This is a genomic window from Pseudomonas sp. ANT_J12 (genome assembly GCF_008370045.1).
In the GTDB taxonomy this organism is placed as follows: domain Bacteria; phylum Pseudomonadota; class Gammaproteobacteria; order Pseudomonadales; family Pseudomonadaceae; genus Aquipseudomonas.
This window is the reverse complement of the sequence record NZ_VOBN01000001.1, coordinates 778,242-791,158: the sequence shown is the minus strand read 5'-3', so window position 1 is coordinate 791,158 and position 12,917 is coordinate 778,242. Positions and strand designations below refer to the sequence as shown.

Sequence of the window (12,917 nt, the reverse complement as noted above, 5' to 3'; positions counted from 1 at the left end):
TCCTGGCACTGCTGGGATCAAAAATAGAGGTTCGGACATGCCTTCGGCCAAACGCAACGGACTCTAAACAGATGCCAAATAGCTTAAACCGTTCGGTCATCGAGAAAAAATGATTGGTAGCACAATGATGTTGCGGCAATGAAACAAGACATGTCCGGTAACGTTTCCCACAGTACTTTCTGTTTTATAGGGCATTTGTGCCTTTCTCGACTAATTACTCTAAAAACCACTTTTCAGCGCCGATTTAATTCCTATCCTATGGGCATAGCCGGTTTCGGCCCTTCAGGCCGGCGGGTTCAGTGCGCACCCAGCGACTGCTGAAAAAAGGAGTAGGGCGATGCGGTTTTCTGAAGTTTTCTTTGACGTATTAAAAGGACATCGTCCATGTCGAAAGTACAAGGCATCACCGAACTGTTAGGAATATTTCCGTGCTTGTCCATTGGTCGGCGCAGGCGTCGGCTCAATTCAGAGGAGATGAAATTGGTGGAGCGGTATAGGGAGCTGTCCGAGAGTGATCGGATTGCGATGAGGTATCTGGTGGATGCGATGAGGAGTGTTTCGCGGTTTTGAGGAGGAGGTAACAGGGGCGGACTGAAATGTCCGCCCCTTTTTATTTCTTCAACTACAGGTACCCATGATCTTGAACGGCCTCTGTACCTGCATCAGCTCAGGCATGTCCCGCCACTTGATCCAGGCCTGATGCTGCCAGTGCAGCAACGGCACCGAGATGCCGGCCCATTGCAACGAACTCAGGCTCGGAATGTTATCCACAGATGCCGCGCTCGACTCGCGCAGCATCGGGATGACTTCGTTGCTCAGCCATTGGCGCAGGTTGCGGTTTTCCGGGATGAAATGGTGGATCAGGAGGGCGTACATCCCTGATTCGCTGACCATCAGAGATTCGACGGTATTACCGCTTTTCAGCAGCCGGACGTTTCGGCGCTGATCGGGATCGAGTTTAAGGGTGAGGCGTTCGTCCATGGGGCGGCCCATCAGACGACCGAGGTCGTGGACGCAGAACCAGGCTTGGTTGTCTTGCATGAGCGTGTGGAGGAAGCGGTTGTGGCGGGTGAAGACGGTTGGGGTGAAGTAAGGCAAATTTTGAGCGTGCTTAGGCATGAAGGTAACTTCCGTTTTGTTTAGGAAAGTCGCCACCAACCCTTCGACAGGTTGGGTGGCGGACCGAGTGGCGTTCGAAGTCGGGATACTTCCTGTCAAAACGGCAAAGCCGGAAGGCCCGCGCCACACGGCCCGCCATAAAGCAGAACTAAAGGCACGAAACAGCCGTAGTTCTATGGAGGGCGCGCAAGCACCGTTTTGACTTTTTCCGGCTTCGACCCCGGGTCGCTGATTTGGCAGCGACGAGGTAAAGCCTATCGTCCAGGCGCTCGCGGTGCCAAGTCTACTCTGGCGTCACGTGTTGTAGGAATTGGAGCTTTTAGCGGAAGGCTCGGTCTGTAGGAATTTCCTGTTTTTGCATGAGGCTCAGCGCCAATCGATGGTCGTCTGGTATCTCTGTTTTTCATTGCCTAGGGTCAGAGAGCGCCAATGAATTTTGGTGCTTAACGGACAGGCTTCAAAAATGGAGAATGCCTTGAAAGTATGTTTGAAACAGATAAACGGCCCTTGGGACCAGGGATGGGTGCTGGACAAGCACATGATAAGTAGTACCTTTCTAGGAGATGACGAGCGAGGAAACCCGCGATTCGATAATCTCCGTACAGAGGTAGGACAAGCGACCTACCAGCTCAAATATCAGAAGGATTGGAGTCAGGTGAGCCCTCTTGCCCAAGCTGTAGCGACCAATGTCTTGCCTAAGCTTGCTCAGGTGGGATTCGTTGTTCCTATGCCGGCCTCAAACGTTCGTGCTAGGCAACCAGTCACTGAGGTGGCCGTGGAGTTAGGGCGAATAATAGGACTGCCTGTGTTCTCGGATTTACTCCGGAAGTCTGGTATGGGGCAATCGCTTAAAGATTTGCATACCAAAGCTGAAAAGGTTGCTGCTATTGGAGCAAGCTTTAGCGTCAATGATGAAATTACTAGTACTGGCTGTTGGAATGTTTTGGTCGTTGATGATTTGTTTGACAGTGGGGCATCAATGGATGCTGCTTGCGCTGCTCTGCGTAAGTATCCAAAAGTTGGAAAAATCTACGTTGCCGCATTAACTTGGAAGTGAGATAGATGACAACTGTATTTATTGCGGGCTCTATTAATATCAAGCACCTTGATCCGAAGGTTAAAGAGCGTATCAATAATATCGTTGATTCTGAGTTTGATGTCGTGGTTGGCGATGCAGGCGGAGCCGATACATCTATTCAAGAATATCTGTTAAGCCTGGTTCGATCTAAAACGACCATTTATTGCAGCGGTGCTACCCCGAGAAACAATCTTGGAGAGTGGCCGGCGAGGACAGTGGAAACCAAGCATTCTAAAGGGTCACGAGCATTTTTCACCGCGAAGGACGTTGTCATGGCTGAGGCCGCTGATTACGGCTTGATGATATGGGATGCAAAAAGCACCGGGACGCTCAGTAACGTAATAGAACTGTTGTCTCGAAAGAAGAAGTCGCTCGTTTTTGTCAATAAAGAGAAAGCTTTTAAAGTGGTAGGGAGTGTAAAGCAGCTCGAGGAGCTGATTACATTTATGTCTGATTTTTCTAAGAAAAAAGCGGATGAAAAAATAAAGCTTTTCGATCGCATATCCTTACTGAAGCACGATCAAACTGAGCTGCTGCTTTGATGGATTTCTTTCCAGTCGATATCGTTATTAACTCCCCTTTTCTCAACGCGTGAGAGAAAAGGGGAGTATTTCATCTCGGCACTTTCAACGGGGTCGGAGGCAAAATCCTTACCGACTAACCTTCCAAGCATCCCCCGCAGGCGCAGTCCCGTGGTCATACGGCTTCGCAATCCACATGTAGATCAACCCCAACCCAATCACAATGGCCGTACTCAACACCATCGCATAGTTGATGTACCAAGCCGCATCCGGCGTACGCGGCCACGCCATGTTGATGATCGCGCCAACGCCATAAACCAGCGCTCCGATGTTTACCGGCAAACCCCATGCGCCGAGGGTGAATTTGCCGCTCGGTTTCCAGCCTTTCATCCGTGCATACAACGCGGCCAACACGATCATCTGAAACGCCAGGTAAATCCCGATCGCTGCGAAGCTGACGATGGTCGCCACCGCGTCTTGCAGGAAAAATCCGAGCACGATGATCAACGCCGGCAGGACACCGGACACAAACAACGCCGCCACCGGCACTTGAGTCGTAGGCGAAATCTTCTTCAGCAACTTGCTGCCGATGACCATTTCATCCCGGGCGTAGGAGTACAGCAGACGACTCGCCGCCGCTTGCAGGCTGATGACGCAGGAGATGAAGGAAATCATGACCACGCCCATCACCACTTTCGAGCCCACTGGGCCGAAGGCGTTGTTGAGGATGGTGGTGACCGGGTCTTTGTCGGTGCCGTTGATCACGGCTTGCATGTCCGGTACGGCGAGGATCAGGGCCAGGCAGGCGAACATGGCGGAGATGCCGCCGATGTAGATGGTCATGCGCATCGCAATCGGGATTTGCTTGCTCGGGTTCGGGGTTTCTTCGGCGACGTCGCCGCAGGCTTCGAAGCCGTAGTAGAGGAACATCCCGGCCAGGGAGGCGGTGAGGAAGGCCGGCAGGTAGGAGCCGTCGATGCGGATGTCGAAGGTGTTGAACAGCACGCTGATCGGTTGGTGGCGTTCGAAGATCAGCAGGTACACGCCGACGATGACGGCGCCAATCAGCTCGCAGAGGAAGCCGAACATGGCGATCCGCGCCAGCACTTTGGTGCCACTGAGGTTGACCAGGGTGGCGAACAGCGTCAGGAACAGGGCAATGACGATGTTGGTGTTGTTGCTCGGCTCAAAACCCATCATCGCGGCGAGGTACGGGCCGGCGCCGACGGCCACGGCGGCGATGGTCACGCACAGGGCGATGGAGTAGATCCAGCCGACCATCCACGCCCATTTTTTGCCCACCAGGCGCCGGGCCCATGGGTAGACGCCGCCGGAAATCGGGAATTGCGACACCACTTCACCGAAGATCAGGCACACCAGCAACTGGCCGCAACCGACCAGCAAATAGGCCCAGAACATCGGTGGCCCGCCGGCGGCGAGGCACAGGCCGAACAGGGTATAAACCCCGACGACCGGCGAGAGGTAAGTGAAGCCCAGTGCGAAGTTTTCCCACAGGCTCATGCTGCGATTGAAGTTCGAGGTGTAGCCCAGTTTGCGCAGTTGCTCGGCATCGCTGTCGGCTGCGGCGGGGGAGAGTTCGGGTAGTGCACTCATGGTCTGTCAGCTCCGGAAAATCGGCAGATTTCGGATGTCCGAAACCGTGGCGGGGCCGTTAAGGCGCTGCCCGGGTCGGTGGTTATTGTTTTGGTTTGTCTGGGGTGGAACCTGGTGGTGCTGGGTGCCGGTTTCTTCCTTGGGATTTGCGGTGAGGCCTTCGCGGGAAGCCTTGCTCCTACAGGTTTTGTGTCGTTCGCCAAACATGTGAACGACATCAACCCTGTAGGCGCGAGGCTTGCCCGCGAAGCTTTTAATGCTTGAACATCACATGCCGAACAACGGTGTAGTCCTCCAGCCCATACATCGACATGTCCTTCCCGTAACCGGACAATTTCTGACCGCCATGGGGCATTTCGCTGACGAGCATGAAGTGGGTATTCACCCAGGTGCAGCCGTACTGCAAACGCGCGGCCAGGCGATGGGCGCGGCCGACGTCCGAGGTCCAGACCGACGACGCCAAGCCATAATCCGAATCATTGGCCCAGCCCAGCACCTGCGCTTCATCGTTGAACTGGGTCACCGACACCACCGGCCCGAACACTTCGCGGCGAACGATCTCGTCGTCCTGCTGCGCGTCGGCCAACACCGTCGGTTCGAAGAAGAAACCATTGCCTTCCACAGCCTTGCCACCGGTGATCAGTCGAATGTGCGATTGCGCCACAGCGCGCTCGACAAACCCGGCCACGCGGTCGCGGTGCTGCGCGGTAATCAGCGGCCCCAGCTCGGTCGCCGGGTCATCCTGCAAACCGTACTTGAGGGTGCTGACCGCCGCGCCGAGCTTCTCGACGAACTTTTCGTAGATGCCTGCTTGCGCATAGATGCGGCACGCAGCGGTGCAGTCTTGCCCGGCGTTGTAGAAACCAAAGGTACGAATACCTTCCACGGCGGCGTCGATGTCAGCGTCGTCGAAGATGATCACCGGGGCCTTGCCGCCCAGTTCCATGTGCATGCGTTTCACGCTGTCGGCGGTGCTTGAAATGATGTTCGCGCCAGTGGCGATGGAACCGGTCAGCGACACCATGCGCACTTTCGGGTGCGTGACCAATGGACTGCCGACGGTAGGACCACGGCCGAACACCAGATTGAGTACACCCGCCGGGAAGATTTCCGACGCCAGCTCCACCAGACGCAACGCGGTCAGCGGGGTTTGTTCCGACGGCTTGAGCACCACGGTATTACCGGCGGCCAGGGCCGGGGCGATTTTCCAGGCGACCATCATCAGCGGGTAGTTCCATGGAGCAATGGAGGCGATCACGCCCACCGGGTCGCGGCGAATCATCGAGGTGTGACCGGCCAGGTATTCACCACCGGCCGAGCCGCTCATGCAACGGCTGGCGCCGGCGAAGAAACGGAACACGTCGGCAATCGCCGGGATCTCGTCGTTCAGCGCGGCGCTGTAGGGTTTGCCGCAGTTGTCCGACTCCAGTTTCGCCAGTTCTTCGCCGTGGGCTTCGATGGCATCGGCGAGTTTGAGCAGCAGCAGCGAGCGTTCCTTGGGCGGGGTTTGCGACCAGGCTTCGAAGGCGTTGTCGGCGGCCCGCACGGCGGCATCGACCTGGGCTTCGCTGGCTTCGTTGATTTCCACCAGCACACGGCCGAGCGCCGGGTTGAACACCGGTTGGGCGGGGCCTTCGCCGTCGATCAGTTGGCCGTTGATCAAGAGTTTGGTTTGCATGGGGTTGTCCTCATCGAAACTATTATTTTTCTGCCGGAACCGGATCTCTTGTAGGAGCGAGGCTTGCCCGCGAAGAGGCCATCACATTCAACATTGATGTTGGCTGACACACCGCCTTCGCGGGCAAGCCTCGCTCCTACAGGATTCGGTTTGCACATTGGGTTATTTCCCGCCACTACCCGCCACGCTTTCACCACCCCGTGTCAGGTAATACGCCCCCAGGATCGGCAACATGGTCACCATCATCACCAGCATCGCGACGACGTTGGTCACCGGCACGTCCCGGGGGCGGCTGAGCTGGTTGAGCAGCCATAACGGCAAGGTGCGTTCATGCCCGGCGGTGAAGGTGGTGACGATGATCTCGTCGAACGACAGGGCAAAGGCGAGCATGCCGCCGGCCAGCAACGCCGAGCCGAGGTTCGGCAGGACGATGTAGCGGAAGGTCTGCCAGCCGTCGGCGCCGAGGTCCATCGACGCCTCGATCAAACTGTGGGAAGTGCGGCGCAAACGGGCGATGACGTTGTTGTAGACGATCACCACGCAGAAGGTCGCGTGGCCGACGATGATGGTGAACATCCCCGGCTCGATGCCAAACGTCTTGAAGGTCGCCAGCAGCGCGATCCCGGTGATGATCCCCGGCAGCGCAATCGGCAGGATCAGCATCAGCGAGATGCCCTGTTTGCCGAAGAACTCCCGCCGGTACAACGCCGCCGACGCGAGGGTGCCGAGGACCATGGCGATCAAGGTGGCGATGGCGGCAATTTCCGCCGAGAGCTTGATTGCTTCCAGCACGTCGGGCCGCGAAAACGCCACGCTGAACCACTTCAGGGTGAAGCCCTTGGGCGGAAAGCTGAACGCCGCGTCTTCGGTGTTGAAGGCGTACAAAAAGATGATCAGGATCGGGAAGTGCAAAAACACCAACCCGCCCCAGGCTGCGATGCGCAGACCTATAGAAGCTTTCTCAGAGTGCATCGAAGGCCCCCAGTCGTTTAACGATGGTCAGGTAAACGGCGATCAATACAATCGGCACCAGGGTGAACGCGGCGGCCATCGGCATATTGCCGATCGCGCCTTGCTGGGCGTACACCATGCTGCCCACGAAGTACCCCGGCGGGCCCACCAATTGCGGCACGATGAAGTCGCCCAGGGTCAGGGAAAACGTAAAGATCGAACCGGCGGCAATGCCCGGAATCGACAGCGGCAGAATCACTTGCATAAAGGTCTGGCGCGGCTTGGCTCCAAGGTCCGCCGAGGCTTGCAGCAATGAGGGCGGCAGGCGTTCCAGTGAAGCCTGGATCGGCAGGATCATGAACGGCAACCAAATGTAGACAAACACCATGAACCGTCCCAAATGCGAGGTCGACAAGGTGCTGCCACCCACTCCGGGAATGCCAAGGATGAATTGCAAAACCGGCTCCAGCCCCAAGTGCTGAACAAACCACTGCGCCACGCCACCCTTGGCCAGCAGCAACGTCCAGGCGTAGGCCTTGACGATGTAACTGGCCCACATCGGCAGCATCACCGCGATGTAGAAAAACGCCTTGGTCTTGCCGGTGGTGTAGCGCGCCATGTAGTAGGCGATCGGGAACGCGACGATGGCGCTGGCGATCGACACGACAATCGCCATGCTCAGGGTGCGCAGGATGATGTCGAAGTTCGATGGCTGGAACAGTGCGGCGAAGTTGGCCAGGGTCAGGTCAGGCGTGACCGCCATGGTGAAGTCGTCGAAGGTGTAGAAGCCTTGCCACAACAGCACCAGTAGCGAGCCGAGGTAGATCGCGCCAAACCACAGCAGCGGCGGCACCAGCAGCAGCGCCAGGTAAAAGTTCGGCCGCCGATACAGCAGGTTGGAAAACCGCCGCAACGGCGAACCGTTGGCCGGGGTTTGCGAGGCTGCCAAGGTGTTCATCTCACACCCCGCCAGCAACGTTGTCGTGCAGCGGGATCATGGCCTCGCGAGCCCAACGGGCGCTGATGCGTTGCCCGGTCTGGTGCTGGGCGCTGGTGTCCAGCCATTGCACGTTGGCCTGGCTGATGTTCAGGACCTGGCCGTTTTCCAGCTTCACTTCATAGCGGGTGGCGCTGCCCTGGTACTGGATGTCGTGGAGCAAACCGCTGACTTCGATTTCATGGCTGGCCAGCGGACCTTCGGCGAAGCGCACGTGCTCTGGGCGAATCGAAAACGGCTGCGGATTGCCGCTCAACTGCCGGGCCAGATCGCCGCGAATCACGTTGGAGGTGCCGACGAATTCCGCGACGAAGGTGGTCGCCGGTTTCATGTACAGATTGCGCGGGGTATCGACCTGTTCGATGCGTCCCTTGTTGAACACCGCCACGCGATCCGACATCGACAGCGCTTCAGTCTGGTCGTGGGTGACGAAGATAAACGTGATGCCGAGCTGGCGTTGCAGCTTCTTCAATTCGCCCTGCATTTGTTCGCGCAGCTTGAGATCGAGAGCGCCCAGCGGCTCATCCAGTAACAGGACGCGAGGGCGATTGACCAACGCGCGGGCCAACGCCACACGCTGGCGCTGGCCGCCGGACAGTTGCACCGGTTTGCGCTCGCCGTAGCCGCCGAGGGCGACCATCTCGAGGGCTTCTTCGGCGCGCTTCAGGCGTTCGGCCTTGCCGACACCTTTGACCTTTAAACCGTAGGCGACGTTGTCACGCACGTTCATGTGCGGGAACAGTGCGTAATCCTGGAACACGGTGTTGACGTCACGCTGATACGGCGGCAGCCCGGCGGCTTCCTCGCCGTGAATACGGATCGAGCCGGTGCTCGGTTGTTCGAACCCGGCGATCAGGCGCAGGCACGTGGTTTTGCCCGAGCCGGAAGGGCCGAGCATGGAAAAGAACTCGCCGTCCTGGATATCGATGGAAACCCGGTCAACGGCCTTCACTTCGCCGAACTGCCGGGAAACGTTGGTGAACTGGACTGCAAGCGTCATGGTGCGGTGCTCCAAAAAGGCGAGGGTCGTCGCAGCGGCCCTGCCTGACTTTCTGAGTTCTTCAGTGATGATCGTTCCCACGCTCTGCGTGGGAATGCAGCCGGTGACGCTTTGCGTCACGACTGCGCGAATGGACGCGGAGCGTCCAGTGATGCATTCCCACGCGGAGCGTGGGAACGATCAGTTGGTGTTACCTGCCGCCCATAATCGCGATGTAGTCCTGGGTCCAGCGGCTGTACGGCACGAACTTGCCGCCTTCAGCCTGTGGGGTTTTCCAGAAGGCCAGGTTGGCGAATTGGGCGTAACCATTGGCCGCACACCCTTCGGCACCGAGCAGCTCACTGGCCTTGCAGCCTTCAGGGACTGCCGGCAGTGCGCCGAACCACGCCGATACGTCGCCTTGCACTTTCGGTTGCAGCGACCAGTCCATCCACTTGTAGGCGCAGTTGGGGTGCTTGGCATCGACATGCATCATCGTGGTGTCGACCCAGCCTGTGGCCCCTTCTTTGGGAATCACCGAGGCCACCGGCTGCTTGTCGGCCACCAGGCCATTGACCATGTAACCCCAGGTGCTGGATGCCACTACGCCTTCGTTCTTGACGTCGCTCATCTGCACGGTCGCGTCATGCCAGTAACGGTGGATCAACGGTTGTTGCTTGCGCAGCAGGTCGAGCGCGGCTTTGTACTGCGTTTCGTTGAGTTCGTAGGGGTTCTTGATCCCCAGTTCCGGACGGGTCGATTTGAGGTACAGCGCCGCATCGGCGATGTAGATCGGGCCGTCGTACGCCTGGACCCGGCCCTTGTTGGACTTGCCGTCCGGCAAGGTCTGTTCTTCGAACACCACGCTCCAGCTGTCCGGCGCGGTCTTGAATACATTGGTGTTGTACATCAGCACGTTGGGGCCCCATTGATAGGGCGTGCCGTAGGTTTGTTTATTAACGACGTACCAGGGACCGTCCTTGAGGCGCGGGTCAATGTTCTTCCAGTTCGGAATCAACGCCGTGTTGATCGGCTGCACCCGCTTGCCGACGATCAAGCGCAACGAGGCATCGCCCGACGCGGTGACCAGGTCGTATCCGCCCTTGGCCATCAGGCTGACCATTTCATCGGAAGTGGCGGCGGTTTTCACACTGACCTTGCAGCCGGTTTCCTTCTCGAAACCGGTCACCCAGTCGTAGGCCTTGTCGCTCTCGCCACGTTCGATGTAGCCCGGCCAGGCCACGATATCCAGCTGACCTTCGCCGGCACCGACGGTTTTCAGCGGTTCGGCGGCCTGGATACTGGCACTGGCGAGCAATGCAGTGGTGATTGCACTAAGCAGTGCGGTCTTGTGCGCGAACATGGGACACACCTCTTTGTTTTTTAGGTTTTTGTTAAGAGTAAAGAGTAGCTGCAAGGGGCAAGCTTCAAGCTGCAAGAAACAGCGATCTGCTTTGACTTGTAGCTTGCCGCTTAAAGCTCCCGGCCATGCCGGGCCATGATGTGCCGCACCACGCTGTAGTCCTGCAGCGAATCGCTGGATAAGTCTTTGCCGTAGCCCGAACGCTTCAGGCCGCCGTGGGGCATTTCGCTGACCAGCATGAAATGGCTGTTGATCCAGGTGCAGCCGTACTGCAAGCGCGCCGCCACCTGCATGGCTTTGTCGAGGTTCTGGGTCCAGATCGATGAGGCGAGGCCGTATTCCGAATCGTTGGCCCAGTCCACCGCTTGCGCGAGTTCATCGAAACGGGTGACGGTGACCACCGGTCCGAACACTTCGCGCTGCACGATTTCATCGCTCTGTTTGCAGCCGGCGAGCAAGGTCGGCTGGTAATAGAAGCCGGCACCGGAGTGCACCGCCGCGCCAGTGACCCGCTCGATGTGCGGCTGACCGAGGGCGCGTTCGACGAAACTGGCCACGCGGTCACGCTGGCGCGTGCTGATCAGCGGACCGATTTCATTGTCGGCATCCCGCTTACCGGCGAAGCGCAGGCTGCTGACCGCCGCGCCCAATTCGGCCACCAAACGGTCATGAATCCCGGCCTGTGCATAAATCCGGCACGCCGCCGTGCAGTCCTGGCCGGCGTTGTAATAGCCGTAGGTGCGCACGCCTTCGACCACCGCTTGAATGTCCGCGTCGTTACACACGATCACCGGGGCTTTGCCGCCGAGTTCGAGGTGCGTGCGCTTCAGGGTTTTTGCGGCGGCTTGCAGGATTTTTTGCCCGGTGACGATATCGCCGGTCAGCGAGACCATGCGCACCTTCGGGTGGCTGACCAAATGGCTGCCAACCCCTTCACCGCCGCCGCAGATGATGTTGATCACCCCGCGCGGCAGGATCTCGGCCAGGGCTGGCGCCAGGGCCAGGATCGACAGCGGCGTATGTTCGGAAGGCTTGAACACCAGGGTGTTGCCGGCGGCCAGGGCCGGGGCGATTTTCCAGGCGGCCATCATGATCGGGTAGTTCCACGGCGCAATGGACGCGACGACGCCAATCGGATCGCGCCGCACCATGCTGGTGTAGCCCGGCAGGTATTCACCACTGAGCTGGCCGGTCTGGCAGCGCACGGCCCCGGCGAAGAAGCGGAATACATCCACCGTCGCGCTCAAGTCGTCCTGGCGGGCCAGGTGCAACGGCTTGCCACAGTTCAGGGATTCGAGGCGGGCGAGGAGGTCGGCGTTTTTTTCGATGGCGTTGGCGATGTCCAGCAACAGGTTCGAACGTTGCTGCGGGGTGGTGCGGGACCAACTGGCGAAGGCGTGGTGGGCGGCGAGGATCGCGGCTTCGACTTGCTCGGTGCTGGCTTCGGCAATGTGCGTCAGCACTTCGCCGGTGGCGGGGTTGAGGATCGGCTCGACAAAGCCCTGGCCCGCGACCAACTCGCCATCGATCAACAACGCGGTGAACAACGGGGTCTGCGCGCCAGCCATTTTTCGGGTTCTCTTTTCTTGTGTGGCCATGGTGCTCCCAGTGACTGGGGCCCGGCCGTCTTATAAAGATGTAACAAGACTAGTGCGCGAGCCCGAGGTCGACAAATTCTAAATACTGAAGGTGGCGTTCGATTAAATAGATGGCTTGCGCCCGCCATGGGGCTGCTCGCGGGCGACGGTCAGGAACGGATCGACCAGCGCCGGCCGCGCAGTGCCACGGCGCCACGCCAGGCCAACGTCGAGGGTCTGGCTGAGGTCGGCGATGGGTCGGGCTTCGATGATGTCGCCCTCCAACGACCACGGGCGATAGGTCATGTCGGGCTGGATCGACACGCCTAATCCGGCCGCCACCAGGCTTCGCACGGCCTCGGTGGAGGCGGTTCGCAAGGTGATGCGCGGTTGCAGCGACGCCGCCGACCACATGCGCTGGGCGTTGCGGTCCATTTCATCGACATTGAGCTGGATCAGCGGCTCGCGCGTGACATCGGCGAGGTTGATGCTGTCGTGTTCCAGCAACGGGTGCTGGGCCGGCAGCCACAGGCGGTGGGGCGAATGGGTCAGGACCTCGGTTTGCAAGGCGTGGCGGTCTTCGAGGTTGGAGAGGATCAGCACCCCGACATCGATTTCGCCGCTGACCAGCAAATGCTCGATGTACGGGCGTTCGTCCTCCATCACGCGAATTTCGACGTTGGGGTAGGCGCGCTGGAATCGCGTGAGCAGATCCGCGAGGTAGTAACCGGCGACCAGGCTGGTCACGCCGACGATCAACTGCCCGGCGACCTGATCGGTGCTCTGTTGCAGGCTGCGTTTGGCGTTATCGACGGTCGCCAGAATCAAGTGCGCCTGGCGTAGGAATTGATGCCCTTGGTGCGTCAGGGTCATGCCCTTCGCGTGTCGGTTGAACAGGATGACGCCGATTTCCTGCTCCAGTTGCTGGATCGCCAGGGTCAGGGTGGATTGGGAAATGAACGCGGTTTGCGCGGCGGCGGAGATTGAGCCGGTCTCGGCCACGGCGATGAAATGTCGGATCTGACGCAGGGTCATCATCG

At 58.8% G+C, this 12,917-nt stretch carries 12 protein-coding genes; 3 read left to right on the top strand and 9 right to left on the bottom strand.

All coding sequences use genetic code 11. The annotated features are described in order from the left end of the window. Window positions 1–384: 384 nt before the first annotated feature. The gene (locus tag FQ192_RS03885; protein ID WP_123405625.1) at window positions 385–570 is read left to right on the top strand and encodes a hypothetical protein; all 186 of its coding nucleotides are present in this window, start codon (window positions 385–387) and stop codon (window positions 568–570) included. Between the two features lie 48 nt (window positions 571–618). Here FQ192_RS03885 and FQ192_RS03880 read toward each other — a convergent pair whose 3' ends face one another. Next, on the bottom strand, window positions 619–1,119 hold the full coding sequence (locus FQ192_RS03880) for a Bro-N domain-containing protein (RefSeq protein WP_149657436.1): 501 nt from the start codon (window positions 1,117–1,119) through the stop codon (window positions 619–621). 463 nt (window positions 1,120–1,582) lie between these two features. Here FQ192_RS03880 and FQ192_RS03875 point away from each other — a divergent pair, with 463 nt between their 5' ends. Both FQ192_RS03875 and FQ192_RS03870 read left to right on the top strand, forming a co-directional pair. Continuing rightward, entirely contained in the window at window positions 1,583–2,176 is a 594-nt protein-coding gene (locus FQ192_RS03875; protein ID WP_256672220.1) for a ComF family protein, read from the top strand. 5 nt (window positions 2,177–2,181) lie between these two features. Further along, window positions 2,182–2,739, top strand: a complete 558-nt coding sequence (locus FQ192_RS03870; RefSeq protein ID WP_149657435.1) for a hypothetical protein — start codon at window positions 2,182–2,184, stop codon at window positions 2,737–2,739. Window positions 2,740–2,847: 108 nt separating this feature from the next. On the opposite strand, the gene FQ192_RS03865 is transcribed toward FQ192_RS03870, so the two are convergent. The 8 genes from FQ192_RS03865 to FQ192_RS03825 form a co-directional block, all read right to left on the bottom strand. Beyond that, window positions 2,848–4,332, bottom strand: coding sequence for an APC family permease (locus tag FQ192_RS03865; protein ID WP_149657434.1), 1,485 nt, complete (start codon window positions 4,330–4,332; stop codon window positions 2,848–2,850). A 253-nt stretch (window positions 4,333–4,585) separates the two neighbouring features. After that, window positions 4,586–6,010 carry a gamma-aminobutyraldehyde dehydrogenase gene (locus tag FQ192_RS03860; protein WP_149657433.1) on the bottom strand — a complete coding sequence of 475 codons (1,425 nt, stop codon included), beginning with the start codon at window positions 6,008–6,010 and terminating at the stop codon, window positions 4,586–4,588. 162 nt (window positions 6,011–6,172) lie between these two features. Next, entirely contained in the window at window positions 6,173–6,982 is an 810-nt protein-coding gene (locus FQ192_RS03855) for an ABC transporter permease (protein ID WP_133837191.1), read from the bottom strand. Next, window positions 6,972–7,919 carry an ABC transporter permease gene (locus FQ192_RS03850; protein WP_149657432.1) on the bottom strand — a complete coding sequence of 316 codons (948 nt, stop codon included), beginning with the start codon at window positions 7,917–7,919 and terminating at the stop codon, window positions 6,972–6,974. The genes FQ192_RS03855 and FQ192_RS03850 overlap by 11 nt, the downstream gene beginning before the upstream one ends. 1 nt (window position 7,920) lies before the next feature. Next, window positions 7,921–8,958 (bottom strand): ABC transporter ATP-binding protein, encoded by a 1,038-nt coding sequence (locus tag FQ192_RS03845; protein ID WP_149657431.1) that lies wholly within the window; start codon window positions 8,956–8,958, stop codon window positions 7,921–7,923. Between the two features lie 190 nt (window positions 8,959–9,148). Further along, a complete protein-coding gene (ydcS, locus tag FQ192_RS03835; protein WP_149657430.1) occupies window positions 9,149–10,300 on the bottom strand; it encodes a putative ABC transporter substrate-binding protein YdcS in 1,152 nt (383 codons plus the stop codon). 110 nt (window positions 10,301–10,410) lie between these two features. Then, window positions 10,411–11,898 carry a gamma-aminobutyraldehyde dehydrogenase gene (locus tag FQ192_RS03830; protein WP_149657429.1) on the bottom strand — a complete coding sequence of 496 codons (1,488 nt, stop codon included), beginning with the start codon at window positions 11,896–11,898 and terminating at the stop codon, window positions 10,411–10,413. Window positions 11,899–12,000: 102 nt separating this feature from the next. Then, window positions 12,001–12,915, bottom strand: a complete 915-nt coding sequence (locus FQ192_RS03825) for a LysR family transcriptional regulator (RefSeq protein WP_149657428.1) — start codon at window positions 12,913–12,915, stop codon at window positions 12,001–12,003. Window positions 12,916–12,917: the final 2 nt, after the last annotated feature.